The organism is Streptosporangium sp. NPDC051023 (assembly GCF_040689595.1).
In the GTDB taxonomy this organism is placed as follows: Bacteria; Actinomycetota; Actinomycetes; order Streptosporangiales; family Streptosporangiaceae; genus Streptosporangium.
The window spans coordinates 99,748-126,366 of the sequence record NZ_JBFBCE010000001.1; the positions used below are offsets into that span (position 1 = coordinate 99,748).

A 26,619-nucleotide genomic window follows, 5' to 3' on the forward strand; every position below is an offset into this window, starting at 1 on the left:
AGGGGCCCGGGTCGCACCTCCTCGTGCGGTTCCCGGAACACACCGGGGAAGCGGGAACCGCACGAGGCCATACCGTGCGCCGGTGCGGCCTCGGGTGCCCGGTCTGGACCCCACATCCGGTCGGGCACCACTCCGGCCCTCCAGAGACGGCCGACACGCCCCACCCGCACCCAAGACCCCCGTCGCGCCCCTTCACCCGAAAGCCTTCAGCCCCCGTTAGGAGAAGAACCCGTGAAAGGCATCGAGATCACCATCGAAGCCCTGCTCACCCCCTCCGAGGTCGCCGCCCTGTTCCGGGTGAACCCCAAAACCGTCGCCCGCTGGGCCAGAACAGGAAAACTCACCTCCGTGCGCACCATCGGCGGCCACCGCCGCTACCGGGAAACCGAGATCCGCGCCCTGCTGACCGGCGAACACCCCTACCCCTGACCGGGGATGGTCCCCCGTACTGGGCAAATGTCGCTTCGAGCGTGCTCCGCTCCCCTCGCACGTGGGGACGGCCGTGGTGGCGCCCTGCCCGCGTCGGCGAGGAGGGCGGCCGGGGGTGTTGTGGGTGTGGGGGCTTGTGGTCGGGCGCGCTGTGTTGTAACCCTCCGATTACGACGTGGCCACGGCCGTCGTGACCGCCGTGGCGAGGATGGAGGTGGCATGAGCGGAAGATCGGGCGGGTACGGTGCGGGCGGCCGGTGTCCCGGCGGGGCGCGAGGCCGGGGCTCGCGTTCCTGTGGACCACGAGGCCGGGAGCGGTCATGACCCTTGTCCCGGCGGGCAGCGCCACGCTGGCGCCCTGGGCGTTGTGGATCACCCCCGAGTCGGCGGGGTGGACCTACACCGGGCTCCGTCTGCTCAACCTGTCCGGCGAGAGCGTGCGGTTCAGCACCGGAGACGAGGAGATGCTGGTCCTGCCGCTCTCCGGTTCGTGCCAGATCGAGTGCGACGGCGTACGGCTCGCCCTCGAAGGGCGGGTCTCCGTCTTCCACGCGGTCAGCGACTTCGCCTACCTGCCCGTCGGCGCGACCGTCCGGATCACCGGCGCGGGGCGGTTCGCCTTCCCCGCCGCCCGCGCGACCAGGAGCTTCCCCGTCAGGTACGGCCCGGCGCGCGAGGTCCCCGTCGAGGTGCGCGGGGCGGGCCAGGCCAGCCGTCAGGTCAACGGCTTCTGCGCGCCCGACGCCTTCGACTGCGACAAGCTCGTCGCGGTCGAGGTGCTCACCCCGGGGGGCAACTGGTCGTCCTACCCGCCGCACAAGCACGACTCGCTCTCCGCGCGCGAGGCCGTGCTCGAGGAGATCTACTACTTCGAGGGCGGTCCCGGATACCAGCGGGTCTACGGCACCCACGACATGCTGGCCGAGGTCTCCTCCGGGGACGTGGTGCTCGTCCCGCATGGCTATCACGGCCCGTCGATGGCGGCGCCCGGCTACGACCTCTACCACCTGAACGTGCTGGCCGGCCCGGCGAAGGAGCGGTCGATGACCGCCTGCGACGACCCCCGGCACGCCTGGGTCCGCTCCTCGTGGGCCGAGCAGGTCGCCGACCCCCGGCTGCCTATGACGAAGGCGTCCCGCTGACCCGCGCCCGCCGTCCCCGGAGCCGGGAGCGCGAACCCTCGGCGCAGGGGCGCGGCGCCGTCAGGCCGGGACGGGGCCGCTGTCCGCCGTGACCTCGACCTTCGGCTGGAAGCCTCCGGCCAGCGGCACGATCAGGGCGACCAGGATCGCGGCGGGCACGAACGCGGCCCTGGGGCCGACGCCGTCGTTGACGGTGCCGACCACGGCGGCGCCGACGAGGAAACCGACGTAGTTGAACATGTTGACCCGGGCGATCGCCGTCTCCGCTCCCGCGCCGAGGCGGCCCGCCGCCGAGAACGACTGCGGCGCGATGATCGAAAGCCCGACGCCGACCAGCCCGAACGCCAGGACGGCCACGAGGACGCCGGGGGCGAGAACGACGCCGAGCGTGCCGACCGCCGCGATCACCGCGCCCACGCGGACGACCGGGGCCGGGCCGTATCTGCGCACGGCGAGGTCGCCGGGGACCCGGGCGAGGAGCATGGCCGCCTGGTACAGCAGGTAGGCGAAGGGCACCAGCCAGCCGCTCGCCGCCAGGGCGTTCTTCATGAAGAAGGTGCTGTAGTTGGAGACCGCCGCGTCGCCGACGTACAGGAACGCCATGGCCAGGCAGAGCGGGATGATCGGCCGCCACGGCACCCTGGCCGCGACCCGGACCTCACGCGCCGTCGCCCGCTCCCCGTCCCGGTCGTAGAGCCGGGGGAGCATGACCGCCGAGATCGCGGCGCCGATCAGCACGGGCACGGTGAACGACCAGCCGAGGCCGACCCCGAGGGCGCTGAAGGCGGAGTTGAACCCGGCGCCCAGCATCGAGCCGACGCTCCACACGGCGTGGAAGCCGGTCAGCACGCTCATGCCGTACCGGCGCTCGACCGCGACCGCCTGCATGTTCATCGCCGCGTCGACCGCCCCGACGAACAGCCCGAACGCGGCGCTGAGCGCGTACAGCCCGGCCAGCCCGTCGTTCCACCCGGAGAGGGCGACGATGACGCAGACGCCCACCTGGGAGATCCGCAGGACCGGGCCGCTGCCGTACCTGGTGGCCAGCGGGGCGGCGACGGCGCTTCCCACGCCCGCGATCACCGGGACGAGCAGCAGGACGAGCAGCAGGTCGTCGTCGCTCAGCCCGAACCTGGTCTGCAGGTCGACCACGTGGGTGAGCAGGGTGGCGAAGCACAGACCCTGGACGAAGAAGGCGGCCCAGGTCGCCACTCGTGCCTGTCTGTCGCGCTGAGCCGGGAGGGGGGCGGGCGGCACAACGACCTCCATCAAACATGAGGAGTGTTCAGGTTTCCGTCAGGGTAGGGGCGCCGTCCCCGAGGGTCAATGGCCGTGTGGATGCCCTGTCCTTCAGGAGGGGAGGACGTCAAGCCGCAGTCTTCCAGGTACGGCCCCGCACCGGAAACCACGATGTGGCCGCCGGGACTATGGTCGAGGAGTGGACAGCTTCCCGCCTCCGGCCCCCCGTGATCCCGTGCACGAGCCACGCCCGGGAGACCTGAGAGCGGGCAACGACGACCGCGAGCGGGTGGCGGCCGTGCTGGCCGACGCGCTCGCCGACGGACGGCTCACCCACGACGAGCACGAGGAGCGGGTCGCCCTCCTCTACCGGGCCCGGACCCTGGGCGAGCTGGCCGTGCTCACGACCGACCTGCTCCCGCCCGAGGCGCAGCCGCTGCGGACCGATGTGCGTCCCGTCGCGGCGTTCTTCGGCACCCAGCGGCACGCGGGCCGCTGGGTCGTGCCGACCAACTTCTCCGCGACCGCGATCTGCGCCAACGTCACCCTCGACCTGCGTGACGCGGTGCTGCAGTCGAGCCACGTGACCCTGCGCGTCACCGTGATGGCCGCGACCCTCACGCTGATCGTCCCCGAGGGCGTCCGGATCCTGATGCCCGCCTCCGGCGTCATGTCGAGCAGGAAGAACCAGGTCCCGCCCTCCCCGGACGGGCCGGTGATCGAGATCACCGGCCTCGTCACCATGGGCAGCATCGTCGCCAAGTCGCCGAAGCGCCCCCGCCGCTCGTGGTTCCGCCGCTGACCGGCGACCGGGGAGACCTGAGCCCGCTGGGGGCGTGCGGTCACCACAGCGGTGTCCCGGGAAGGTGCTCCCCGCCTCTCGGGGAGGCGTCCCGGTTCAGCTGGCGTTGTCGAAGTTGATGGCGCTGTAGGCGCGCAGCTTCCCGAGCTGGTGCTCGCTCTGGATCTTGCGAATCGTGCCGGAGCGGCCCCGCATGACCAGGGAGTTGGTCACGGCCCCGCCGCCCCGGTAGCGGACGCCCTGCATGAGCTCGCCGTCGGTGATCCCGGTCGCGGCGAAGAAGACGTCGTCCGACCTGACCAGGTCGTCGGTGCTCAGCGTCGCGTCCAGGTCGAGGCCGGCGTCCAGCGCCCTGCGCCGTTCCGCGTCGTCCTGCGGCCACAGCCTGCCCTGGATGACGCCGCCCAGGCACTTGAGCGCGCACGCCGCGATGATGCCCTCCGGCGTGCCGCCGATGCCGAGCATCAGGTCGACGCCCGTGCCCGCGCGGGCGGCCATGATGGCCCCGGCCACGTCGCCGTCGGTGATGAGCTTGATCCGCGCGCCCGCCTCCCGGATCTCTCTGATGATCTTGTCGTGGCGCGGCCGGTCGAGGATCACCACGGTCACGTCGGAGGGCTCGCCGCCCTTGGCGCGTGCCACCGCGGCGATGTTGTCCGCGACCGGGGCGTTGATGTCCACCGCCCCCGCGGCCTCGGGGCCCGTGACCAGCTTGTCCATGTAGAAGACCGCCGACGGGTCGTACATCGAGCCGCGTGAGCTGACCGCGATGACCGAGATCCCGTTCGGCATGCCCAGCGCGGTGAGCCGGGTGCCGTCGATCGGGTCGACGGCCACGTCGCACTCGGCGCCGCTGCCGTCGCCGACGTGCTCACCGTTGTAGAGCATCGGCGCGTTGTCCTTCTCACCCTCGCCGATGACCACGACCCCGTTCATCGACACGGTGTTGATCAGCTGGCGCATGGCGTTCACCGCGGCGCCGTCTGCGCCGTTCTTGTCACCGCGCCCGACCCAGCGGGCCGCGGACATCGCCGCCGCCTCGGTGACCCGGACGAGTTCAAGGGCAAGGTTGCGATCAGGTGCGTGTTCACCTGTGGCGAGCGCGGCAGGGACGGACGTCTGATCGGACATGGCGGAGGGCCCCTCTCGTGGATTGCTGCACAACGATCGTAGTTGCCCCCCTCTAACCGGTCAGCGGAGGATAATGTCCCCACGATGAGCAGCGACACGGAACGGGTGGTGACAGGCGTGACCGCACGCACCTCCGAACGGGGTGCCGCGACGCGCGTCGCCCTCCTCGCCGCCGCCAGGGAGGTCTTCGTCACGAGCGGCTTCGCCGAAGCGGGCGTCACCGAAATCGTCTCTCGCGCCGAGGCCAGCGTCGGCAGCCTCTACCACCACTTCTCCGGCAAGGCCGACCTCTACCTGACGCTGTTCGACGAGTTCCAGGAACGGCAGGCCCAGCGGACCAGGCAGGCGGTCCACACGGCCCGCGCCGCGGGCGAGACCGACCCGATGCGGCTGTTCGTCGCGGGCGCCCGCGCCTACCTGGAGGGCTGCCTGGCCGAGCGTGAGATCTCCGCGCTGTTCCTGCGCGGGGACGGGCCGCCCGGGTTCGAGGTCGTCATGCGCGACAGGCTGCGCCAGTGGGCCAAGCGCAACGCGGCCCTGTTCGAGGGCGACGAGGGCCCGCTGGTCGTGGTGCTCACCGGGGCACTCGCCGCCGCGGTCTCCGAGGTGGCCCTGTCCGAGGACGAGAACGCCTCCCGCGCCCTCGTCGACGGAGTGCTGGCCATCATCGGGCAGATCCGGCGCCCCTGAGGCGGGGGCACCCTCCGGAACGGATAGTCTCGACGGTCGTGAGACGGTTCACTGAGGGTTTCTACGGATACGCGTTCGCGATGCTGGTCTGCCTCGCGGGCGTCGCTGTCTTCCTGCTGGTGACCCCGCAGAGCCGGACCGAGCACATCCCCAAGATTGACTTCTCCATCGACGTGGCCAACATGCGCCGTGCCGCGCCGTACCAGGTGTGGTCGCCGGACCCCGTGCTGCCGAACTGGGTGCCGACGAGTTCCAGGAAGACCGACGGCAAGAGCGCCGACGGCAAGCCGACGGTGACCTGGAAGCTCGGCTTCGCCACCGCCAAGCGCGCCCACGCGCTGCTCGGCCAGAGTGACGAGAAGCCCCAGGCGGAGTTCGCCAACCGGATGGCCAACACCGACCAGGCCGGGGGCAGCATCCAGATCAACGGGGTGACCTGGGAGAAGCGTTTCCGCGAGGACAAGAACCAGCGTTCCCTGATCAGGTTCCTGCCCGACGTCACGCTCGTCGTCACCGGCACCGCCCAGTGGGACGAACTGTCCGCCCTGGCCGGATCACTCAAGCAACAGACGAAACTCACCCCCTGAGACCCCCGGCGACTCACCCTCCAAAGGACACGGGGTCAGAAGGGGCTGTCCCCCGCGGGGTCGGAGTGCCTGCGCTGTGCCATGGCTGCCGCCAGTTTCACCCGCGCGCCCTGGAGCCACTCCTCACACAGCGCCGCCAGCTTCTCGCCGCGCTCCCACAGCTGGATGGACTCCTCCAGGGTGAGCCCGCCCGCCTCCAGACGGCGGACCACCTCGGTCAGCTCCTCGCGTGCCTGCTCGTACGACGGTGTCTTCTCATCGGCCACCTTCCCACCCTAGAGCGCCCCACCGGCCGTCGTCGCCGATCACCCGCCTGGAAGACTGGACCGGTGAGTGTTCGTTCTGCGATCTCTGAAGACATCCCCGAGCTGGTACGGCTCCGCCAGATTCTGGCCGACCGGATGGCCGTGGACGGCAGCTACCCGATCGACGACGACTGGCACGTGTCCTACGCGGAGAGTCTTCAGGAGCGGCTCGGCACCCAGGACACGGCCGTCTACGTGGTCGACGCCCCCGAGGGCGGACTGGCGGCCTGCGGGATCGGCCTCATCTTCGACCGGTTTCCCGGGCCCAGCCTGCCCGACGGGCGCTACGGCTACATCCAGGGCATGACGACCGACCCGGGGCACCGGCGGCGGGGGTACGGCAGGGCCATCATGGTCACGCTCATGGACTGGTACCGCGACAGGAACATCCGCAGGATCGACCTGCACGCCACCTCGGACGCCGAGCCGCTCTACCGGGAGCTCGGCTTCGCCGACGACGGCTACCCCTCGCTCACGTGGCGGAGTCCCTCCTGACGGTCACCCGGTCGTCGGGGAACCTGATCGTCAGCTCGTCGCCGGGGGCGACGTCGGCCGCCCGCCGTACGACCTCGCCCGTGGGGCGCTGCACGATCGCGTAGCCGCGTTCGAGGGTCGCGGCGGGCGACAACGCGATCAGGCGGGCACGCAGGTGCCCGAGGGAGTCCTCGGCGCGGTCGAGGGAGGCGGTCAGGGAACGTCTCGCGCGGTCCCTGAGCTGCTCGGCCCGCTCCGCCGCGCGCTCGATCTCGCGGACCGGGTCCGCCAGGGCGGGCCTGGAACGGACGGCGGTCAGCCAGGCCATCTCACGCTCGAGCCAGCCGCCCGCGACCCTGCGGCCCCGGTCGCGGAGCTGGCGGACGAGCGTGAGTTGCTCGCCCACGTCGGGCACGACCTTCTTGGCCGCGTCCGTCGGCGTCGAGGCCCGCACGTCGGCGACCATGTCGAGCAGCGGGTTGTCCTGTTCGTGGCCGATGGCGCTGACCACCGGTGTACGGCACGCGGCCACCGCCCTGACCAGCGACTCGTCGGAGAAGGGCAGCAGATCCTCGAGGGACCCGCCGCCTCGCGCGATCACGATGACCTCGACCTCGCCGTCCGCGTCGAGCTTGCGCAGCGCCTCGGTGACCTCGCCGACGGCGTACGGCCCCTGCACGGCGACGGGCTCGACCTTGAACCGCACCGCGGGCCAGCGGCGCCGGGAGTTCTCCAGCACGTCGCGTTCCGCGGCCGAGTCGCGGCCGCAGATCAGCCCGACCGTGCCGGGCAGGAACGGCAGCCGTCGCTTGCGGTCGACCCCGAACAGTCCCTCGGAGGCGAGGAGCTGGCGCAGGCGCTCGAGCCGGGCCAGCAGCTCGCCGACGCCGACCGGGCGCATCTCCAGGGCGGTGAACGCGAAGGAACCCTTGTTGACCCAGAAGTCCGGTTTCAGGTGCATGACGACCCGGGCGCCGTCCACGGGACGCGGGACGGTCGCCTCGTAGACACCGCGCGGGCAGGTGACACGGGCTGACACGTTGGCCACCGGGTCGCGCAACGTCAGGAACACCGTTCCGCCTCTGGCGGTCAGCTCGGTGATCTGTCCCTCGACCCAGACGGTGCCGAGCTTGCCGATCCAGCCGCCGACCATCTGCAGAACCGTGCGGACGGGGAGCGGCTGCTCGGGGGAGGTCTTCGAGGTCATGCTCGCAGAGCCTACGCGGCGGGCGTGGCTACTCGGCGGCTTCGAGTTTGGCCAGGCGGTTCTCGTACATGCGCACGACTTCGGGCCTGGCCGAGGTGGCCCGCTCGTAGGCGAGGATCTCCTGGATCTGCTCGGCCGACTTGCCGCGCATCCGGGCACGCAGAGAGGCGATCGTCAGCTCCGCGTAACCCGGCATCGGCTCCACAAGCGCGGTCTCCGCCTCGGACTCCGCCTCGACCGTTACCGCCTCGGGCTCCGCCGCCGCCGTCTCCGTGGCTTCCGCTTCGGCCGTCTCCGCCTCGACCGTTACCGCCTCCGGCTCCGCCGCCGCGGTCTCCGTGGCTTCCGCCTCGGCCGTCTCCGCTTCAGGCTTGGCCGTCTCTGCCTCGGGCTCGGCCGTGGCCGTCTCCGCTTCAGGCTTGGCCGTCTCTGCCTCGGGCTCGGCCGTGGCCGCCTCTGTGGTTTCCGGCGTGGCCGTCTCCGTTTCCGGCTCGGCCGTGGTCGTCTTCGCGGTTTCCGCTTCGGCCGGCTCCGTCGCGGCCACTGCCGCCTCTGGCTCCGCCGTCGCCTCCACGGTTTCCGTCTCAGCCGTCTCCGGCTCCGCGACCCTGGTCCCGGTGACCTCGACCGCGGCGGCCTGGGCCGTCTCGGTCTCGGTGACCTTGACCTCCGTGACCTCGATCTTCACGGCCGTGGGTTCCGCGACCTCCGGCTCGACGGTCTCCTCGGTCTCCGGCTTCGTGAGTTTCGGCTCCGCGGTTCGTGCCTCAGCCGCCCTGGGCTCGGTGACCTCTGACTTGACGGCCTCTGGCTCGGCGGCCTGCGGCTCGGCGGCCTGCGGCTCGGTGGTCTCGGCGGCGGGCTTGGACTTGGCGGGGGCGAAGATGACCGGCTCGGGGCGCGTCTTCGTGCCGTTTGCCTCCGCCCTGGACTCCTCGGCGTCCTTGGGCGTGGCCTTCTCCGGACGCGGAGCGAAGATCACCGGCTCGCGGCGGGCCGGCTTGGCCACGGTCTCCTCGACATGCTCCCCGGCCTCGACCTGCTGGTCGGCGGTCTTGCTCGCGCTCTCCTCCGTCTCCTCTTCCTGCCCTTGTCCGGCGATACGCTTGATCTTGTTCTTCACGCGGTCGCCGAGCAGCAGTGCCTGGCCGACCCCGCTCAGCGCGCTCTGGAGCACGTAGAGCGGCAGATCCTTGGCCTTCTCCTTGAACTCCTCACGGCTGGAAAGCGCCTCGCGCACGTTTCTGGTGACATTGCGAACGATGTCGGGGACTGCCATGTCGTCTCCCTGAAGGATCTGTATTGGTCGTTCCGTATGGCAAGTGTTAGGCAAGACTGTGCCTTATGAGGCCATAGGGCGAGTGGGCGGGCCCAGAGGGTGCTCCACGTAGCATGAGAACATGACTGCAGAGACCTCCGCGACCCGACGTGTACTTGTGGCGAAGCCCCGTGGTTACTGCGCCGGGGTCGATCGCGCGGTCCAGGCCGTGGAGAAGGCCCTGGAGCAGTACGGCGCGCCAATCTACGTCCGCAAGCAGATCGTCCACAACACCCACGTGGTCAAGACGCTGGAGCAGCGCGGAGCGATCTTCGTCGAGGAGACCGAGGAGGTGCCGGAGGGCGCCATCGTCGTCTTCTCCGCGCACGGGGTCTCCCCCGTCGTCCACGAGGAGGCGGCCAGGCGCAGCCTGAGGACGATCGACGCCACCTGCCCGCTGGTGACCAAGGTCCACAACGAGGCGAAGCGTTTCGCCTCCCAGGACTACGACATCCTCCTCATCGGCCACGAGGGCCACGAGGAGGTCGAGGGCACCGCGGGCGAGGCCCCTGACCACATCCAGCTCGTTGACGGCCTCGACTCGGTGGGCGCCGTCCAGGTGAGGGACCCCGAGCGGCTGGTGTGGCTGTCGCAGACCACGCTGTCGGTCGACGAGACGATCGAGACGGTCTCCCGGCTCAAGGAGCGCTTCCCGAACCTCATCGACCCGCCGAGCGACGACATCTGCTACGCGACCCAGAACCGCCAGGTCGCGGTGAAGGAGATCGCCGCCCAGGCCCAGCTGGTCATCGTCGTCGGCTCAGAGAACTCCTCCAACTCCAAGCGCCTGGTCGAGGTCGCTCTCGACCACGGGGCCGACGCCTCCTACCTGGTCGACGACGCCTCGTTCATCAGGGACGAGTGGCTCGACGGCGTCACCACGGTCGGCGTGACGAGCGGTGCCTCGGTTCCCGAGGAGCTGGTCGCCGGAGTCCTGACCCGCCTCGCGGCGCACGGCTTCGGTGACGTCGAGGAGGTCGAGTCCGTCGAGGAGAGCGTCCGTTTCGCGCTCCCGCACGAGCTTCGCAAGGACCTCCGCGTCACGCTCTGACCCGGTCCCGACGTCGTACGGCGGCGCCCAGCGCGGCCGTGCGACGTCGGTCCTCCGACGCCCGTCCGCCTGTCTACGGGGATCCCCGTTTCGTGCTCTGACCAGGCCCGAGGTGTACGGCGGTTCCTCGGAGCCCGCCCGTCTACTGCCCGTCGCGGGGCTTGCCGTACACCTTGGGCTCGAAGTAGCCCTCCGGCTCCGGGGCGAAGCCCGCGCCGTCACCGACCCTCGGGCGGGGGATGTCGGGGCCCGCGACCCGAAGTTCCTCGCGCAGCTCGCGGACGCAGGCAGCCAGGCCGCGTCGCCAGGCGACGACCAAGACCAGGAGCGAGCCGAGGAACAGCCACGGCGCGTTCGCGGAGAGCGCGGCGAACATGCCCAGCCCGAAGGCCTGGATCGGGGTTGGCGCGCTCAGGGAGCCGACGGCCTCGGCGATCAGCGTCGCGACGAAGAAGACCAGCGGCGGGGACACCACGAGTGAGAGCAGGTCCCGCCGGTTCACCAGCGCGACCGCGCCTCCGCATCCGGCCACGAAGGCCAGGCCGACCAGCGCGGACGGCCCGAGCAGAGCCTGAAAGACCCTGCCGGCCAGGGTGAACGCCAGCACGAGCGCCACCGCGCCTCTGGCGGTCAGCCGGATGCCGCCCTTCCGCTTTCGCTCGTTCACGCGATCACCTCGCCAAGCGGCTGCCCGTCTCGCTCGTCCACCACTCGCCCCCCTCGACCTCGGCCCTCATCGACCCCCCTTTTCCCGCCTGCGGTTTCCGGCCGCCTGCGGTTTGCGGGGAACAGCATCTCTAGGGCAGGTCGCTCGTCAACTTACCGTTCAGGCGGGAGATGGGAGACGGGCTTGACTCCTCTTCTCCCAGCAGTTCGGGTGAGGTCAGGGCCCGTGGCAGGTCCTCGACGCTCTGGGGGCTGTCCAGCTCACCGTCGACCAGCCCCAGATCGTTCAGTTTGCGCGCGCTCACCAGGACCCGGGTCTCCAGGGAGCCGACGGTGCGGTTGTACGACTCGACCGCGCGGCTCAGCGAGCGGCCCATCGTCTCCATGTTCCGCCCCAGGCTGCTCAGCCGTTCGTAGAGCTCCTTGCCCAGATCGAAGACCGCCCGCGCGTTCTCGCCGAGCACGGCCTGCTGCCAGGCGTACTGCGCCGTACGGAGCATGGTGATCAACGTGGTGGGGGTGGCGATGTGGACGCGCCGCCGCATGGCGTACTCCAGCAGCGAGGGGTCGCGTTCCAGCGCGGGCGCCAGGAAGGCCTCACCGGGGATGAACAGCACCATGAACTCCGGCGCCGGGCTGAACGCCTGCCAATAGGCCTTCGCCGCCAGCCGGTCGACGTGATCGCGCACGTGCCGGGCATGGGTGTCGAGCCGGGCCGACTGGTGGTCGGGGTCGGTGGACTCGGCGGCCTCCAGGTAGGCGGCAAGGGAGACCTTGGAGTCGACCACGATGTTCTTACCGCCCGCGAGCCGTACGACCATGTCGGGCCTGAGCGCGCCGTCGACGGTGGTGACGCTCGCCTGCTCGTCGAAGTCGCAGAACCGCTGCATTCCGGCGATCTCGGCGACCCTGCGGAGCTGGAGCTCGCCCCACCGCCCCCTGGCCTCCGGTCTCTGCAGCGCCCGCACCAGCGCCGTCGTCTGGAGGCGGAGCTGCTCGTTGCTCTCGCGGACGACGTCGATGTGCTTGGCCAGCTCGGCGTGGGCGGCCCGCTGTCCCGCCTGGGTGTCGCGCAACTGCGTCTCGACCCGGGCCAGGGTGTCCTTCAGCGGCTCGATCAGGTGCTCGACGGCCTGCTTGCGCTGCTCCAGCTCGCCGGCGGCCTCCGCTCGCCCCGCGGCGAGTCTGCTCTCGGCCAACTCGAGGAAGCGCAGGTTGTTGACGTCGAGCGCGCGCGCGGACAGCGCCTGGAACCGGTCGGCGAGCTGTCCTTCGACGTAGGCGAGCTTCTCCTCGGCGGCCTTCGCCCTGGCTTCGGCGTCCGCCATCCTGACGACGACGTCCGCCGCTCCCGAGGATGCGCGCGCCCGGCCGAGCAGGAACCCGATCGCGAGCCCGGCGGCGAGTCCTACGGCGAGTTGGAAGGCGAGCGCCATGACATCCACCACGGAATGATGTCAGGCCCGGTGGTTCCCGGCCTCCCGACACGCCTCGGCGGGTAGCACTGGGTGATTCGCCGTAAACTCGGCTGACGTGAGCCTGAGCATCGGCATCGTCGGATTGCCCAACGTCGGCAAGTCAACGCTTTTCAACGCGCTGACGAAGACCGCAAACGCCCTGGCGGCGAACTACCCCTTCGCCACCATCGAGCCCAACGTGGGCATCGTCGGCGTTCCCGACCCGCGTTTGGAGAAGCTGGCCGAGATCTTCGGCTCCGCGAAGATCCTGCCCGCGAAGGTCGAGTTCGTCGACATCGCCGGACTGGTCAAGGGCGCGTCGGAGGGGCAGGGGCGGGGCAACCAGTTCCTCGCCAACATCCGCGAGACCGACGCCATCTGCCAGGTCATCCGGGTCTTCACCGACCCCGACGTGACCCATGTGGATGGCGGCGTCGAGCCGGGGCGCGACATCGAGACGATCAACACCGAGCTGATCCTCGCCGACCTGCAGACCCTGGAGAAGGCGATCCCGCGTCTCCAGAAGGAGGCCAGGACCAACAAGGACCGCAAGGCCGCCCTGGAGGCCGCCGAGGCCGCCGCCAAGCTCCTCGACGGCGGCACCACCTTGTACGCCGGGGCCAAGGGCGCGAAGATCGACGTGGCCGACCTGCGTGACCTGCACCTGCTGACCGCCAAGCCGTTCCTGTACGTGTTCAACCTCGACGCGGACGAGCTGGTCGACGAGGAGCTGAGGGCGAAGCTGTCCGCGCTCGTCGCCCCCGCCGAGGCCGTCTTCCTCGACGCCAAGATCGAGTCCGAGCTGGTCGAGCTCCCCGAGGACGAGGCCCTGGAGCTCCTGCAGTCCGTCGGCCAGGAGGAGTCGGGGCTGGCCCAGCTGGCCCGCGTCGGCTTCGAGACGCTCGGCCTGCAGACCTACCTGACCGCGGGCCCGAAGGAGACCAGGGCCTGGACGATCCGCAAGGGCGCGACCGCCCCGGAGGCGGCCGGGGTCATCCACACCGACTTCCAGCGTGGCTTCATCAAGGCCGAGATCGTCTCCTTCGACGAACTGGTCGAGGCGGGCTCCATCGCCGCCGCCCGCCAGGTGGGCAAGGCCCGCATCGAGGGCAAGGACTACGTGATGCGCGACGGCGACGTCGTGGAGTTCCGCTTCAACGTGTAGGCGGATCGCCTGCGAACGGGGTGAGGAGGCGTACGCCTCCTCACCCCGTTGTTTTCTCCGTCCTGTCGCGATTCATCCCTTGAAATCCGGGCGGCGCGGTGATCGCATGTCTTCGTCGTGTCCAGAGACGTCCCACGGCGCCGGTACGGCGAGGACGGCGAGGAGAGCCCGAGCCGGGCTGCGGGTTCTCCCGTTCGGTGACGCTGCGTGACGGGATTGGTGGTGAATGTGCAGGTCGGGACAGTCCGAGGGCTGTTTGGATAGCAATGCGTGGCGTTTGGGTAATCGGGGTGCGTGCTGGCCAGGCGTAATGTGCTTTCTTTGCCTGGTTGTCCTGGGATGAGCCGCCAGCCGGGTTCCAGACCCGGTTTGCTCAGTAAGCATGATGCCTGCAGCATAGGCGTGGCTTTCCTGGAACAATCGGCAAGGCGGTTAGAGTAAGTGCTTGACCATGGTTAACGGGGTCGGGAGTAATACGACACCGCGTCAGCCGGGGGATTGGCGCGAGCGGAGGCAAGATGGCTCGAAGGTCAACCGTCCGTGATCCTGGGATCACCGACGACCCTGAGCTGTCGGCATACCCGGGGTCGCCCCGCGATCCCGAGTTCGATCGCGCTCCCGCGCGAGGGCGGGGTGCGCCGTCCCGGGGTCGCTGGTCCGGCAGTGGCGGTCGCTGGCTCATATGGGCAGGTCGCGCCGTACTTTGGGCGCTAATAGTGGTCATCGTGGTGAACGGGGTCCGTGCACCTTTTGAACGCTTCACTCAACAGAACGTGCGGAGCGGGTCGACTCCGGTTTCCACCGAGACCGAATTCCCCGTCAGCCGGGCCACCTCTTTCGCCAGCCAGTTCGCCGCGGTCTATCTGAATTTCGAGGCCGTCCGCTCCCAGGAAAGGGCGGCGCGGCTCGCCCCCTACCTGCCGGACGGCGCCGAGCCGCAGTTCGGCTGGGACGGGCTCGGCCGGATGGCCGCCGGGGCGGTGCAGCCGTACGGCTCGGAGATCATCGACAGGGAGAACGCCGTCGTGACGCTGGCGTTCCAGGCGGGAGACCGCCGTGAGCTGCTGTCCGTGCCGGTGTTCTACGACACCGAGTCCGGCAGGTTCGTGGTCTCGGGGCGCCCTGGCATCCTGCCCGCGCCCGCTCCGGCCGCCCTGCCCGCGATGCCCGCCGGAGAGAGGGACGACGCCGCCGAGACCGAGCTCCGCACGCCCCTGGCCGACTTCTTCAAGGCGTACGCCGCGGGCAACAACGTGTCACTGCAGCGTTACGCCGCCGCGGGGGTCACGCTCGAGGGCTTCGGCGGCGCCTTCACCTTCGTGAACCTCAAGGATCTCGTCGTCCCGGTGGCCGGTGGCACCACCCGGGAGGTGACCGCGACGGTCGTGTGGGGTGTGCCCTCAGGGACGCCCACGTCCGTCGATCCCAGTGTCTCCGATCCCGGTGACATGAGCGGAAAGCTCGAGCAGGCCTACCGGCTCACCGTGGTGAAGCAGGGCGACAAGTGGTTCGTCAAGGACATCCGAGGCGCGAAACGGTCTGTGGGGTAACACATGATCGAATGGTGTCGGTCCACAGTGAGAAAGTCCCCCCTGATCGGTGAGCCGGCAGTGGGCGGGTTCCCATATGCGTGTCGCGAGTCCGTCATCCCCCGGGCCGTGATCATGAGCACGGAGGACGAGAAGTGATCCTGAAGACCATGCTGCTGCACGCGATAGATCTCGCTCAGCCGACGACTCCTCCGGCGACGGTGAACACCCAGGGTCTGGCCAACTTCCTCCGTAGCTTCTTCGCTCCGCTCTTCCTCGTCATCGTGTCCGTCGTGGCGCTCTTCTTCCTCTTCACCCGTGAGATCACCAGGTTCATGCAGTTCATCCTCCTCGCGATCGCCATCGGCGTGATCTTCTACGTGCCCAACATCATCGAGGTGACGGCAAGGGCCATCGCGGGGGCGCTGGGCATCTCAGGGGGTTGAGACCGTATGTAAACGGTCAAAGAACGAGTGGCGGAGAGGAGGAGCGTGTGGATCTACCCACGTATACCAATATCTGGCGGATTGAAAAGCGGCTCTACAAGCTGTACGACCTACGGCTGCCGACGCCGCTTCCGATCGTCTGGATCGGTGTGTTCGTGGGTGTGGTGGCCCCGTGGTCGCTGATGCTCGCGCTGCTCGGCCTCCCCTTCGAAGCGCCGTGGCACGTGGTCTACCTCGTGCCGCCCGGGATCGTGACCTGGCTGTCGACCAGGCCGGTGATCGAGAGCAAGCGGCTCACCGAGCTGCTCCAGTCGCAGGCCCGCTACGTGGGCGAGCCACGCACCTGGTGCCGGATGATCCCGGCCTCGGAGCCCGCCGAGATCGCCCTGACCGGCCGGGTGTGGCGGGCCGAGCCCCAGCCCGCAGAGGCGCGGGGCAGGGCCGCCCGCAAGGCCAGGCAGGGTCAGGCGAAGCGCGCCGCGTCCCCGGCCCGTGAGGTCCGTCCCGTTGTCGCCGCTGCCGCCGCGGCGGCAGCCACGGCCCCGGTCGTCCGCGAGCGCACCGCCCCGGGCATGGCTCCCGTCCCGCGCAGGGGCACCGCTCCGGCCCTCGAGCACGCCGCCCCCGCCGAGGCGTCGAACGGGAAGGTTCCCGCCGCCACGACCCCGGTCGAACGGGTCTTCGCTCCGCCTCCCCGCTCCCTGCCGGTGCCGGACTCCCTCCCCGCACAGGTCAAGACCCGGGAGGACAAGGGGCACGGGGACAGAGCCAAGGGGGGTGTGGCGCCCGCCGTACCCATTGCTCAGGCTCGGCAGGCTCCCCCCGTCCCCGACACTCCGGTCGCCCCCGCGGACCTCACCCCCGTTCCCGCGAGTCCCATCTCCTCGAACCCCGCCCCCGCCCCCGCGAGTCCCGTCTCCGTCTCCTCGAACCCCGCCCCTGCGACTCCCGTCTCCGTCTCCTCGAACCCCGTTCCCGCGAGTTCCGTCTCCCCGGACCAGGATCCCGTCCCCGCCGCCTCGGCCGCCCAGGACGCTCCGATCGGCGCTGAGGCGCTGCGGCGGCTGCGCAGGCTCGCGGCCTCCGCAGAGGCCGAGCGCGCCGCCTCGTTCCAGGCCGAACGGCCTGAGCGGCCTGGGCAGGCTGAGCGGTCTGCGGAGCTTGAGCGGCCTGGGCGACTCGAAGCGCCCCGGCGACCCGAACGGCTTGAGCGGCCAGGGCCCGTCCCGAGGCCGGCGGCCGAGGTCAGACCGGACGTCGAGCACACCGGGCGTATCGAGCACAGCAAGCGCGCCGAGCCCACCGAGCATGTCGAGCCCACCGGACCCGCCGAGCCGCCCTCGGTGGTGTCGCCGGGAGTCGCCGGGCCCGCTGACCTCCCGGTGCGGGAGGTTCCTCGTGAGGAGACGCTGCCCAGGAGCGTCCCGCAGGTGCCTCGTGAGGAGGCGCCGCTCAAGAACGTTCCGCTGAAGAGCGTTCCGGTCAGGGCGGACGCGGACGCGTGGGCCCAGCACCGCAAGGGGCAGCCGATGCCCGCGGAGCGGCCCGTCGACCGGCAGCGGCCCGCAGGAGAACAGCGGTCTGTCCACGGGGAAAGGCCAACCGAGGAACAGCGGCCCGTCCGCCGGGAACGGCCCGCTGACGAGCTGCAGCCTGTTCGCCGGGAAAGGTCCGCTGACGAGCAGCAGCCTGTTCGCGGGGAACGGCCCGCCGACGAGCAGCGGCCCGTCGAGGAGCGGTGGGGGCGTCCGCACGAGCGCCAGCCGGGAACCCCGGCAGGCGTCTCGATCAGGGCTGTTCCCGCCGAGCCTGCCGCGAGCGCGGGCCCGGTGGTGCCCCCGGTTCCCGTGCCACGCCCCGGCCAGGCGGAGACCAAGGTCCGCAGGGTCGAGTCGGTCGTCGGCAGGGACTCGGCGGGAGGCTGGCGGCGTCTCGCACAGGTGGTCATCGGGCCCGGAGGCGGCGGCCGTACGGACGGCTCCGAGATCGACGAGGCGCGGGCGAAGGCGCTGTTCACCGGCAGTCGCAGGGTGGTCGTGCTCGGATGCACCGGCGGCGCAGGACAGACGACGACCGCGCTCATGCTCGGCCACACGCTCGCGCGCTACCGCGAGGACCGGGTGCTCGCGGTCGATGCGAACACCGGCACGAACGCCCTGTCCGGCCGGATCCAGGCGGAGTCGCCGGAGACGCTGACCTCTCTGCTCGCGGGGCTCGACAACGTCCACGGCTACCTCGGCATGCGCGCGTACACCAGCCGCTGCGCCTCCGGTCTCGAGGTCCTCGCAGGGGACACCGACTCGGGCGCCGAGCAGCGGCTCTCCGACCGCACGCTCTTCTCCGACCGGCGGCTCGGCCAGACCGTGGACATGCTCGACCGGCACTACAAGCTGATCGTCGTCGACCCGGCCGCCGCGCTGGCGGCGCGGGTGCTTCCCTACGCCGACCAGCTCGTCCTGGTCGTCCCGGCGAGCGAGGACGGCCCTGACGCGGTCGCCATGACCTACGAGTGGCTTGACGGGCACGGGTGCGCGGACCTTCGCAGGCGCGCGGTCATGGTCGTCAACGGGGTGAGCCGTCGCAGCATGGGCGACGTTGAGCAGGCGGAGGCGGTCGCCAGAGGCCGGTGCAGGGCGATCGTGCGGGTGCCCTGGGAGGACGAGCTGGCCCCCGGCAGGTCGGAGCGGGTGGAACCGTCCCACCTGCGCGCACCGGGCCGCAGGGCGTATCTCGCGCTTGCCGGGGTCGTGGTCGCGGGTTTCGGAGCGGCGCAGGCGGTTCGACCGAGCGAGGAGGAAGTGGCCCAGTGATCCCCCGGGCGCGAGGAGAAGTAGTGAACGGGCGTAACGAGGTGCTCAGGTGAACGAGCTCGGCGAGGGGGCTCTCGGTTCAGGAGGGCCCGCCGTACGACCGGAGAGGCTCGGGACGCCGGCCGTACCTGGGAGGTTCGGGGCCGGGGCCACACGACCGGCGCGGGCCGTGCGACCGATGGTCGCGCGACCGGTGAGGGAGGGCGTGTGAGCCGCTCGTCGCGGGCGCGCAACCGCCTCGCGGTCCGATACTTCGACGACCGGATCCTGCTGACTGACTCGTCCGTCTGGGCGTACTTCCGGCTGCCGACCGTGAGCTACGAGTTCATCACCCCCGAGGAGCGGGAGGCGCTGGCCACCAACATCACGATCGCGCTCGCCGCGATCCGGATGCCGGACGCCGAGGTGCACCTGCGGATCGCGCACCGCACCTACCCGGCGGCCGAGTGGGCGATGGCGCTGAACGCCACCTCGGACGAGGGCCCGGGCTGGCGCGACTACCTGGAGGAGATGTACCGGCACGTCTGGGCGAAGGATTTCTGGACCAAGGAGACCTACCTCGGCGTACGGCTCGGCGCACGCGGCAGGCAGCTTGGCAACGGGGTCCTCTCCCAGCTGTTCGGTTTCTACCAGCGCAGTGAGAAGGCCCTGGGCATCGAGGACGACCACGTCCCCAAGGCCGAGATCGCCAGGTGGAGCGAGCAGGCTGAGCGTCTCGGCCGTGCCCTCTCCTCAAGCGCCCTGTACGCCAGGCACGCAACCTCGACCGAGATCGCCTGGCTGTTCCAGCACGCCGCGAACGGCTCCCTGGGCGACCCGCCCGCCTCGGCCAGTCCCAAGCGGCAGTGGGGGAGGGGTGAGATCGAGTCGCTCGTCGAGGGGCAGATCCACAACGGCAGGTCGCTGCTGCGGATCGAGCAGCCGGTCGGCGACTCCTACGTCGCGCACCTGTCTTTCGCCCGCTTCCCCGACCTGATGGCTTTCCCCGACGGCGAGCCGTGGATGCACTTCGCCGACCAGCTGCCCTTCCCCGTCGAGATCAGCTCCAGGATGCGGCTGATCTCGCCGATCAAGGCCAGCAAGGACGTGGCGCGCAAGCTCGCCCACGCCCGTGACATGGACATCCACATCCGCGAGGCGGGGGCGGAGGCGCCGCTGGCGCTCGCCGAGCAGATCGACGCGGCCAGGATGCTCGAACACGGCATCACCAAGGAGCGACTGCCCTTCGTGTACGGCTGGCACCGGCTGATCGTGTCCGCCCCGACCGAGGAGATCTGCGTGCAGCGGGTCGAGGCGGTCGTCGAGCACTACCGTGACATGGGCATCGACATCGTCAACTCGACCGGCGACCAGTTCTCGCTGTTCTGCGAGGCGCTGCCGGGTGAGAAGGTCCGGGTCAACGCCTACGCCCAGCGGCAGCCGCTGCGCACCATCGCGGGCGGCATGGCCACCGCGACCGTTGACCTGGGTGACCGGGTCGACGAGGGCAACGCGGGATGGATGGGACCGTACATCGGGGAGACCCTGGGTAGGGCCCGCAGCATCGTGCACTTCGACCCGCTGGTCGCGGCCACCCGTAACCGGCCGACGGCCATCGCGATCACCGGTGAGCCCGGCGGGGGCAAGACCACGCTGGCCCTGCTGATGATCTACCAGATGGCGCTGCGCGGCGTGACGATCGCGGTCATCGACCCGAAGGGCGACGCCGAGTCCCTGGTTCAGCTGCTGCGGGCGCGGGGCAGGAAGGCGCGGATCATCCCGCTCGGCTCCGCCGCGCCCGGCTTGCTCGACCCCTTCTCCTTCGGCGACGACATCGCGACCAAGAAGACCATGGCCAGTGAGACCCTGCGCTTGCTGCTTCCCCGGATGTCCGAGGAACGCGAGTCGGCGATGATCCAGGCGGTCGCCGCGGTCTCGAACGGACCGCACCCCTCGCTGGGCAAGGTCGTCGACTTCCTCGACCAGACCGAGGACGCCGCCTCGAAGAACCTGGGCGCCGTGCTCCGCTCGATGTCGGAGATGCATCTCGCGAGGCTGTGCTTCGACCCCTCGGGCGGCGACCAGATCGACACCGAGGGCTGGACCACGGTCTTCACCCTGGGGGGCCTGACCCTCCCCGACGCCTCGACGGGCCGTGACGACTATTCCTACGAGCAGCGCCTGTCCGTCGCGCTGCTCTACCTGGTCGCGCAGTTCGCCCGGGGTCTCATGAACGGCCTCGACCGGCGGACGCCCAAGGCGATCTTCCTGGACGAGGCGTGGGCCATCACCTCGACGCCCGAGGGCGCCAAGCTGGTGCCCGAGGTCAGCCGGATGGGGCGTTCCCGCAACACCGCGCTGGTGCTGGTCTCGCAGAACGCGGGCGACCTGCTGAACGAACAGGTGACGAACTGCCTGTCTTCGGTGTTCGCCTTCAGGTCCACCGAACGGGTGGAGGTGGACCATGTGATGGCGCTCCTCGGGGTCGAACCCTCCGAGGAGCACAAGGCGGTGCTGCGCTCGCTGGGCAACGGCGAGTGCGTGTTTCGGGATCTGGACGGTCGTGCGGGCCGGATTGGGGTGGACCTCATCTCCGATGAGCTGGTCCGCTGGCTCGACACGAATCCGACCCACGACAAACCCGATGAGAACGTGCATGATCCTTCTGGGGGCAACAGAGTCAGTAGGCCGGGGGCCGCGGCGCTGGAGGTACGGTCATGAAGGGCTCCCGTGAGGGCAGCAAGCACTCCCGCAAGGGACGACTACGCAGGCGGATAGCCATCACCCTGGTGGCCCTGGCCGCCTTCTTCGCTCTACCACTGCTGGTGCCGACCGACGCGTCGACCGCCGTCGCGGCCGGCCCCTGCGACCTCTCCCCGGACCTGGCTCCCGAGATCGCGGGCTCGGGCGTCGACGGCCTGCTCAAACCACCGCCCCCGGACGCGCCCGTGGCCGGGACACCGGCCGCGGTGCCCTCCCCGGCACCGGCCGCGGCCGCGCAGGAGGCCGTCCCGCAGGGCAACTACGCCAGATACGGCATGAGCGGCCTGTCCTGGCACACCTACCAGCTCGGCTGTGGAGACATCGCGGCGGTCATGGGCAACATGACCGCGAACACCGTCTTCTCCTGGGCCAAGGCGATGGACCGGCTGACCATCACGACCTACCAGGCGGCGGCGACCGAGGGGCCGCTGGAGTCGATCAAGAACGTCGTCGACGACATCGTGCGCAACCTCGCGGACGCGATGTACTGGCCGTACCTGCGGCCCATCGTGATCCTCGGCGCCATCTGGCTCGCGTGGTACGGCCTGATCCGCAAGCGCGCGACCACGACCGCGGAGGGCATCATCTGGATGGTCCTCGCGGTCACCGTCGCCGTGTGGTTCTTCAGCCGCCCCGGCGACTTCACCGGTGTCGGCAAGACCGTCACGGACAAGACCGGAGAGATCGTCAACTCCGCCTTCTCCAGTCTGCCCAACGCGGGCGGGGCCTCCTGCCTTGCTGCCAAGGGTGACACCAATCCCCAGGCGAAGCCCGGTGGTTACGGCCAGACCGGCGTTCCGGGGGTGGATCAGAACGCCGAGGCGCTCTGGTCGACCCTGGTGTGCAAGCCGTGGCTGATGGGTGAGTTCGGTACCGCCGACCCCAACGCGCCGGTAGTAAAGGTTTTCGGTGCCAAGCTGCTGGACATCCAGGCGCTGGACGTAGACGAGATGAAGGCGAAGCAGACCCCCAACACCAATGCCCATCAGGCAAGGTACGAGGAAGAGATCGCGACCCCGCTGCAGAACACGCCCATTTTCTTCCTCTTCCAGGGAAAGGATTGGACGAGCAGACTCGGCATCGCGATCGGCGCCCTGATGGCCGCCATGGTCGCGGGACTGCTGATCTTCCTGGTCGCGGTCTCGCTGCTGGTGCTGAAGGTCGGGTTCCTGCTGCTACTGATCCTCGCGCCGGTCTTCCTGCTGATCGGCGTCCACCCGGGATCGGGGCGGATCATCGCGATGCGCTGGGTCGAGATGCTGGTCGGCACACTGCTCAGACAGGCGGTGCTGGCCCTGGTCCTGGGCGTCCTGGTGTACGGCTACGCGCTGATCATCGCCACCGAGCTGCCGTGGGGCATGCAGGTCATGTTCATGGCGCTGCTGACGAGCGCGGTGTTCTTCTACCGGCGGCCGTTCCAGCACTTGTTCGCCTCCATGGACGGGCACACGCTCACCACCCGCATGCTGGGTGACGCGGCCTCCGCCCCGACCCTGCAGCGTGCCGCGGGGGTGCTGCCCCCGGTCACGGCGGCCAGGGTGGGCCGCTGGGGTATGCGCAAGGCCGAGCCCGTGCTGCAGGCGGCGGCTCTCGCGGGCGGAGCCTCCGTCGCGACGGCCGCGGCGGCGGTCGCCCAGGGCAAGGTCAGAGGCGAAGACGGCGCGCAGGGGACGGGGACGCCCTCGGGCACTCGGGTCCCGGTCGGTGCGCAGCCGGTGCCGCTGGACACCGACGCCCAGTCGGGCACCCGGCGCAAGGCCACCGGCCGTCCCGTCACCGCGGCGCGCGCCGGTGCGGCACCGCCGCTCAACCTGTCAGGCGGCGGTACGGCGGGCGGCGCGTCCCCGGCCAGGTCGGGCGGGGCCGCGCGTGGCGGTACGGGCGGCGGTGGCGGCTGGTTCGGCGGCGCCGGTGGCGGCTGGGCCTCGCAGCGGAGCTCGGGCTCCACGGGCGGGTCCCCCTCCGCGCCGTCGGGAGGCAGGTCCTCGGGAGGCGGCAGGTCCGCCGCCCCCTCGTCCGGGAGCAGGCCCTCGGGATCCTCGGGCGGTGGCGGCCGGTCGGGCGGGAGCATCTTCGGCAGTGGCGGCAGTGGCGGCAGTGGCGGCAGTGGCGGTGGGGGCGGCGGCGGGTCCCGGCGCGCCGAGCCCAGCTCGCGCGGTTCTGGCTCGCGGAACGGTTCGGGCTCGGGCGGCTCGGGCGGCGGCTCCCGAGGCTCCTCCAGGTCCGGCAGCAGCATCTTCGGCTCCTCGGGAGGGTCGAGGGACGACGCGGGACGCGGCAGGTCCTCCGAGGCACCGCCGCTCTGGCTGTCCAGCAGGCCGGAGCGCGACAGGCAGGCCGACGAGGCGGCGCCGTTCTGGCTCCGTGCCTCGAACCCCGATAAGGACTGACGATGGAAGGCAACCGGCGGGGCGTCGTCTTCGCGGTGCTGGTCGTGATGCTCGCCCTGGTCGGGATCTACCTGACCATGTGGCCCAGCTCAGGCGGCGGGCAGGAGCCCGCCGCCGAGCCGGTTGGGGCGAGCCGTACGGTGCGCGGGGCGCAGGGGGACACCGAGCCCCCACGCCCTGCGGCGACGGCCAGCAACGCGCCCTTCGACGTCTACTCCTACCTGCCGATGACCAAGCAGGAACTGGCCGCCGCGGCCGACTACGCCCAGCGGTTCACCGCCGAGTACGGCACCTTCAGCTACGACGAGCAGCCCGCCGCCTACGGTGACCGCCTCAAGGGATACACCACGGCCGAGTTCGCCGAGGTGCTGCTGCGCACCATCACCTCGCCGGGCACGATCGCGGCGAACACGTCCGACCAGGTGGTCTCCGTCGGGACGGCGAAGGTGAAGGAGATCAGGCAGATCGAGAAGTCGTCGGTGATCTTCGTGGTCACCGGGACCCAGAACGTCACGGCCAAGAGCGGGGCCAAGGAGCGGACCGAGGACTACGCCGTGACGCTGATCGAGGTCGGCGCCGACTGGCGGGTCCACGACCTGCAGCCCGCCGACTCGGGGCAGGACGGAGACGACCAGTCCTCGCAGACCGGCAGGGTGGGATGACGGGCAACAGGAAGGTCTATCTCGCGCTGATCGTGGCCGTCGTGGGACTGTGCCTGTTCACGCTGAGCATGGCGCCGATGCTGATGGTCGGCTCCTTCCCCTCGTTCTCTGGCGGGACCCTGCCCGACTGCGACGACAACGCCCAGCTCGCGGCCGACCAGTCGGAGAGCGCGACCTCGGACATCCCGCCGGAGTACCTCAAGCAGTACCGCGAGAGCGCGAAGAAGATCGGCGTGCAGTGGAACGTGCTCGCCGGGGTCGGCAAGCGGGAGACCGACCACGGGCGCTCGAAGCTGCCGGGGGTCAGCAGCGGCACCAACTACGCGGGGGCCGCGGGGCCGATGCAGTTCCTGATCAGCACCTGGGGCGGCAAGGCCAAGATCAAGATTCCGTCGACGTTCAGCGGCTACGCCTCGGACGGCGACGGCGACGGCTGGGCGGACATTTACAACCCGGCGGACGCCATCCTCGGCGCGGCGAAGATGCTCAAGCGCAACGGCGCTCCCGAGAACGTGCGCAGGTCGCTGTTCGTCTACAACCGGGCCTGGTGGTACGTCGACCAGGTCATGGAGATCGCCCAGAGGTACGCCAAGGACGGAGCGGTCAGCCTGCCGCCGCAGGCGGAGCCGGCCTGCGACGAGCCCCTGCTGGAGGCGGCGCCCTCCGGTACGGTGTCCGGGATCCTGGAGTACGCCCTGGCGCAGCGCGGCAAGCCGTACCTGTGGGGCGGCACGGGACCCGACGCCTTCGACTGCTCCGGGATCATCTACATGGCCTACCGGAGCGTCGGCCTGACCATCCCGCGCACGACCTTCGGGCAGTGGCCCTTCGGGATCCGGGTGCCCGAGGGGCAGGAGCAGGCAGGCGACCTGGTCTTCTTCAACGCCGGTCCCGGCACCGGGATCGACCGTCCCGGCCACGTGGGCATGGTGGTCTCACCGGGCAACATGGTCGAGGCCAGATGCCGTCTGTGCGGGCCGATCAAGGTCACCTCCTACAAGGACCGGACCGGCATCGTCGGTTTCACCCGCCCATTGCAGAATCCCCAGATTCTTGAGCAACTCAAATTGAAGGAGCAGGGCTGACACAATCGGGCTCATGGACAAGGTCGTTGTGGGAGCCGCGATCGTCGACGGCAGCGGTAGGTTGCTCGCCGCCCAGCGCGCCGACCCTCCAGAGCTCGCCGGTGGATGGGAGTTCCCCGGGGGAAAGGTCGACCCCGGGGAGGACGATCGCACCGCGCTGATCAGGGAGTGCCAGGAGGAGCTCGGCGTCCTGGTCGAGGCGGGGGAGCAGGTCGGCGGAGACTGGCCGCTGGCGGGCGGCTACGTGCTCAGGGTCTGGCTGGCGGAGATCGTGGAGGGGGAGCCGGAGGCCAAGGAGCACCTGGACCTGCGCTGGCTGGCCAGGCACGAACTGTACGACGTCGAGTGGCTCCCGGCGGATCTGCCGATCGTGCGAGCCGTGCAAGGTCAGCTTGACGGGGGTTGATCGGCTACAGGGTGTGACATAAAAGCACTGGACGTGTTGTTGTCGCGTGTCCGTATCGGGGGATCGGAGAAATGCGGTGACCGGATGGTGGCGGCGTGCCCGAGTCATGTCGGCGATGGGGGCGGGGACGCTCGTTCTGGGCGGAGGGACGGCGGTCTACGCGATTGAGGCGGCCGAGCCCGCCCCGTCGCCGCCGGACGCCGTGGGGGCGGTCAGGCTCGCCCCACCGGCCGCCGGAGTCGGCTTCACCGAGAGCGGAGCTGTCGCGAACGGAGTCCCGGGCGGGGCCTGGGCCGGGGGAGAACGGGCAGGGTTCGCCGGGGAAGCCGGGTTCGCGAGGGAAGCCGGGTCTGCGGGAGTTGGGTTGGCGGGGGAAGCCGGGTCTGGGGGAGTCGGGTTCGCGGGGGAAGAGGTCACTGAGGAAGGGGGACTTCCGGGGGCGGGACGATGGGCGGATCCCGCGATGCCCCATCCCGCGCCGGGAGTGTTCCCGGTGCCTCCGGGCGTGCGCTCTCCCGTGTCCGAGGCGGCCTCCGGCACCTCCGCGGCGTCACACGACACTCCCACGCCGGTTCTCGATGCCGAGGCGGTGGTTGCGGGTGCCTCCGTGGCGGTTCCGCGCACCCCCGCGCCGCTTCCCAGCACCTCCGCGCCGCTTCCCAGAACCGAGGCGGTGGGCAGCGGGGCTGCCGGTGGGTCCGGAGCGGTGGGCGCGGCCGTCGTCCCGCAGGTCCGGGTACGGCAGCCCGCCCCCTCGGCACCGGCTCGACCATCCGCCCTCCCGCCGCTGTCCGTGCCGTTCGCCCCCTCGGTTCCTTTCGTCCCTTCCTCCGCACCGGCTGTGCCGGGTGTCCTCGTGGCACCGTTTGCCTCCTCCACGCCTGCG

23 protein-coding genes are annotated in these 26,619 nt (G+C 70.5%); 16 read left to right on the forward strand and 7 right to left on the reverse strand.

Features of this window, described 5'->3' with window-relative positions; genetic code table 11:
• Positions 1–231: 231 nt before the first annotated feature.
• Both AB0395_RS00490 and iolB read left to right on the forward strand, forming a co-directional pair.
• Positions 232–429: a BldC family transcriptional regulator gene (locus tag AB0395_RS00490; RefSeq protein ID WP_366275636.1), complete on the forward strand. Its 198-nt coding sequence runs from the start codon at positions 232–234 to the stop codon at positions 427–429.
• 320 nt (positions 430–749) lie between these two features.
• Entirely contained in the window at positions 750–1,571 is an 822-nt protein-coding gene (gene iolB / locus AB0395_RS00495) for a 5-deoxy-glucuronate isomerase (protein WP_366275638.1), read from the forward strand.
• A gap of 60 nt (positions 1,572–1,631) precedes the next feature.
• On the opposite strand, the gene AB0395_RS00500 is transcribed toward iolB, so the two are convergent.
• The gene (locus AB0395_RS00500; protein WP_366275639.1) at positions 1,632–2,828 is read right to left on the reverse strand and encodes an MFS transporter; all 1,197 of its coding nucleotides are present in this window, start codon (positions 2,826–2,828) and stop codon (positions 1,632–1,634) included.
• Positions 2,829–3,045: 217 nt separating this feature from the next.
• Here AB0395_RS00500 and AB0395_RS00505 point away from each other — a divergent pair, with 217 nt between their 5' ends.
• On the forward strand, positions 3,046–3,612 hold the full coding sequence (locus AB0395_RS00505; RefSeq protein ID WP_366275640.1) for a DUF1707 domain-containing protein: 567 nt from the start codon (positions 3,046–3,048) through the stop codon (positions 3,610–3,612).
• Between the two features lie 96 nt (positions 3,613–3,708).
• Here the strand turns inward: AB0395_RS00505 and glpX are convergent, their stop codons facing one another.
• Positions 3,709–4,743 carry a class II fructose-bisphosphatase gene (gene glpX / locus AB0395_RS00510; protein WP_366275642.1) on the reverse strand — a complete coding sequence of 345 codons (1,035 nt, stop codon included), beginning with the start codon at positions 4,741–4,743 and terminating at the stop codon, positions 3,709–3,711.
• An 84-nt stretch (positions 4,744–4,827) separates the two neighbouring features.
• On the opposite strand from glpX, the gene AB0395_RS00515 reads away from it, so the two are divergent.
• Together AB0395_RS00515 and AB0395_RS00520 are read left to right on the forward strand one after the other, a co-directional pair.
• The gene (locus AB0395_RS00515; RefSeq protein ID WP_366275643.1) at positions 4,828–5,433 is read left to right on the forward strand and encodes a TetR/AcrR family transcriptional regulator; all 606 of its coding nucleotides are present in this window, start codon (positions 4,828–4,830) and stop codon (positions 5,431–5,433) included.
• 38 nt (positions 5,434–5,471) lie between these two features.
• Positions 5,472–6,020, forward strand: a complete 549-nt coding sequence (locus tag AB0395_RS00520) for a DUF4245 domain-containing protein (protein WP_366275644.1) — start codon at positions 5,472–5,474, stop codon at positions 6,018–6,020.
• Positions 6,021–6,055: 35 nt separating this feature from the next.
• Here AB0395_RS00520 and AB0395_RS00525 read toward each other — a convergent pair whose 3' ends face one another.
• On the reverse strand, positions 6,056–6,286 hold the full coding sequence (locus AB0395_RS00525) for an exodeoxyribonuclease VII small subunit (protein ID WP_366275645.1): 231 nt from the start codon (positions 6,284–6,286) through the stop codon (positions 6,056–6,058).
• A gap of 63 nt (positions 6,287–6,349) precedes the next feature.
• Between AB0395_RS00525 and AB0395_RS00530 the strand changes: the two genes are divergently transcribed.
• Positions 6,350–6,820 carry a GNAT family N-acetyltransferase gene (locus tag AB0395_RS00530; RefSeq protein WP_366275647.1) on the forward strand — a complete coding sequence of 157 codons (471 nt, stop codon included), beginning with the start codon at positions 6,350–6,352 and terminating at the stop codon, positions 6,818–6,820.
• Here the strand turns inward: AB0395_RS00530 and xseA are convergent.
• Both xseA and AB0395_RS00540 read right to left on the reverse strand, forming a co-directional pair.
• Complete coding sequence (gene xseA / locus AB0395_RS00535; protein WP_366275648.1) at positions 6,798–8,006, reverse strand: exodeoxyribonuclease VII large subunit; 1,209 nt, start codon at positions 8,004–8,006, stop codon at positions 6,798–6,800. The genes AB0395_RS00530 and xseA overlap by 23 nt on opposite strands.
• Before the next feature lie 28 nt (positions 8,007–8,034).
• Positions 8,035–9,285 (reverse strand): hypothetical protein, encoded by a 1,251-nt coding sequence (locus AB0395_RS00540; protein WP_366275649.1) that lies wholly within the window; start codon positions 9,283–9,285, stop codon positions 8,035–8,037.
• A gap of 121 nt (positions 9,286–9,406) precedes the next feature.
• Between AB0395_RS00540 and AB0395_RS00545 the strand changes: the two genes are divergently transcribed.
• Positions 9,407–10,375: a 4-hydroxy-3-methylbut-2-enyl diphosphate reductase gene (locus AB0395_RS00545; RefSeq protein WP_366275650.1), complete on the forward strand. Its 969-nt coding sequence runs from the start codon at positions 9,407–9,409 to the stop codon at positions 10,373–10,375.
• 142 nt (positions 10,376–10,517) lie between these two features.
• On the opposite strand, the gene AB0395_RS00550 is transcribed toward AB0395_RS00545, so the two are convergent.
• Positions 10,518–11,042 (reverse strand): DUF6542 domain-containing protein, encoded by a 525-nt coding sequence (locus AB0395_RS00550; RefSeq protein WP_366275652.1) that lies wholly within the window; start codon positions 11,040–11,042, stop codon positions 10,518–10,520.
• 130 nt (positions 11,043–11,172) lie between these two features.
• The gene (locus AB0395_RS00555; protein ID WP_366275895.1) at positions 11,173–12,477 is read right to left on the reverse strand and encodes a DNA recombination protein RmuC; all 1,305 of its coding nucleotides are present in this window, start codon (positions 12,475–12,477) and stop codon (positions 11,173–11,175) included.
• A gap of 97 nt (positions 12,478–12,574) precedes the next feature.
• Here AB0395_RS00555 and ychF point away from each other — a divergent pair, with 97 nt between their 5' ends.
• The 9 genes from ychF (at position 12,575) to AB0395_RS00600 (ending at position 25,733) form a co-directional block, all read left to right on the forward strand.
• Positions 12,575–13,663 (forward strand): redox-regulated ATPase YchF, encoded by a 1,089-nt coding sequence (gene ychF / locus AB0395_RS00560; protein ID WP_366275653.1) that lies wholly within the window; start codon positions 12,575–12,577, stop codon positions 13,661–13,663.
• A gap of 773 nt (positions 13,664–14,436) precedes the next feature.
• On the forward strand, positions 14,437–15,213 hold the full coding sequence (locus AB0395_RS00565; RefSeq protein WP_366275654.1) for a conjugal transfer protein: 777 nt from the start codon (positions 14,437–14,439) through the stop codon (positions 15,211–15,213).
• Positions 15,214–15,362: 149 nt separating this feature from the next.
• Complete coding sequence (locus AB0395_RS00570; RefSeq protein WP_366275896.1) at positions 15,363–15,638, forward strand: hypothetical protein; 276 nt, start codon at positions 15,363–15,365, stop codon at positions 15,636–15,638.
• A 47-nt stretch (positions 15,639–15,685) separates the two neighbouring features.
• The gene (locus tag AB0395_RS00575) at positions 15,686–18,448 is read left to right on the forward strand and encodes a TcpE family conjugal transfer membrane protein (RefSeq protein ID WP_366275655.1); all 2,763 of its coding nucleotides are present in this window, start codon (positions 15,686–15,688) and stop codon (positions 18,446–18,448) included.
• Between the two features lie 207 nt (positions 18,449–18,655).
• Positions 18,656–21,148: an ATP-binding protein gene (locus tag AB0395_RS00580; RefSeq protein WP_366275656.1), complete on the forward strand. Its 2,493-nt coding sequence runs from the start codon at positions 18,656–18,658 to the stop codon at positions 21,146–21,148.
• On the forward strand, positions 21,145–23,580 hold the full coding sequence (locus AB0395_RS00585; protein ID WP_366275657.1) for a hypothetical protein: 2,436 nt from the start codon (positions 21,145–21,147) through the stop codon (positions 23,578–23,580). Before AB0395_RS00580 ends, AB0395_RS00585 begins: the two co-directional genes overlap by 4 nt.
• Positions 23,581–23,582: 2 nt before the next feature.
• Positions 23,583–24,242, forward strand: a complete 660-nt coding sequence (locus AB0395_RS00590; RefSeq protein WP_366275658.1) for a hypothetical protein — start codon at positions 23,583–23,585, stop codon at positions 24,240–24,242.
• Positions 24,239–25,327 carry a bifunctional lytic transglycosylase/C40 family peptidase gene (locus tag AB0395_RS00595; RefSeq protein WP_366275660.1) on the forward strand — a complete coding sequence of 363 codons (1,089 nt, stop codon included), beginning with the start codon at positions 24,239–24,241 and terminating at the stop codon, positions 25,325–25,327. The genes AB0395_RS00590 and AB0395_RS00595 overlap by 4 nt, the downstream gene beginning before the upstream one ends.
• 13 nt (positions 25,328–25,340) lie before the next feature.
• Complete coding sequence (locus AB0395_RS00600; RefSeq protein ID WP_366275661.1) at positions 25,341–25,733, forward strand: (deoxy)nucleoside triphosphate pyrophosphohydrolase; 393 nt, start codon at positions 25,341–25,343, stop codon at positions 25,731–25,733.
• Positions 25,734–26,619: the final 886 nt, after the last annotated feature.

Coding starts and splice junctions, on each gene's coding strand:
- AB0395_RS00590 (WP_366275658.1), top strand. CDS start 23,583: ATGGAAGGCAACCGGCGGGGCGTCGTCTTCGCGGTGCTGGTCGTGATG.
- AB0395_RS00540 (WP_366275649.1), bottom strand. CDS start 9,285: ATGGCAGTCCCCGACATCGTTCGCAATGTCACCAGAAACGTGCGCGAG.
- iolB (WP_366275638.1), top strand. CDS start 750: ATGACCCTTGTCCCGGCGGGCAGCGCCACGCTGGCGCCCTGGGCGTTG.
- AB0395_RS00600 (WP_366275661.1), top strand. CDS start 25,341: ATGGACAAGGTCGTTGTGGGAGCCGCGATCGTCGACGGCAGCGGTAGG.
- AB0395_RS00555 (WP_366275895.1), bottom strand. CDS start 12,477: ATGGCGCTCGCCTTCCAACTCGCCGTAGGACTCGCCGCCGGGCTCGCG.
- AB0395_RS00585 (WP_366275657.1), top strand. CDS start 21,145: ATGAAGGGCTCCCGTGAGGGCAGCAAGCACTCCCGCAAGGGACGACTA.
- AB0395_RS00545 (WP_366275650.1), top strand. CDS start 9,407: ATGACTGCAGAGACCTCCGCGACCCGACGTGTACTTGTGGCGAAGCCC.
- xseA (WP_366275648.1), bottom strand. CDS start 8,006: ATGACCTCGAAGACCTCCCCCGAGCAGCCGCTCCCCGTCCGCACGGTT.
- AB0395_RS00595 (WP_366275660.1), top strand. CDS start 24,239: ATGACGGGCAACAGGAAGGTCTATCTCGCGCTGATCGTGGCCGTCGTG.
- AB0395_RS00570 (WP_366275896.1), top strand. CDS start 15,363: ATGCTGCTGCACGCGATAGATCTCGCTCAGCCGACGACTCCTCCGGCG.
- glpX (WP_366275642.1), bottom strand. CDS start 4,743: ATGTCCGATCAGACGTCCGTCCCTGCCGCGCTCGCCACAGGTGAACAC.
- AB0395_RS00515 (WP_366275643.1), top strand. CDS start 4,828: ATGAGCAGCGACACGGAACGGGTGGTGACAGGCGTGACCGCACGCACC.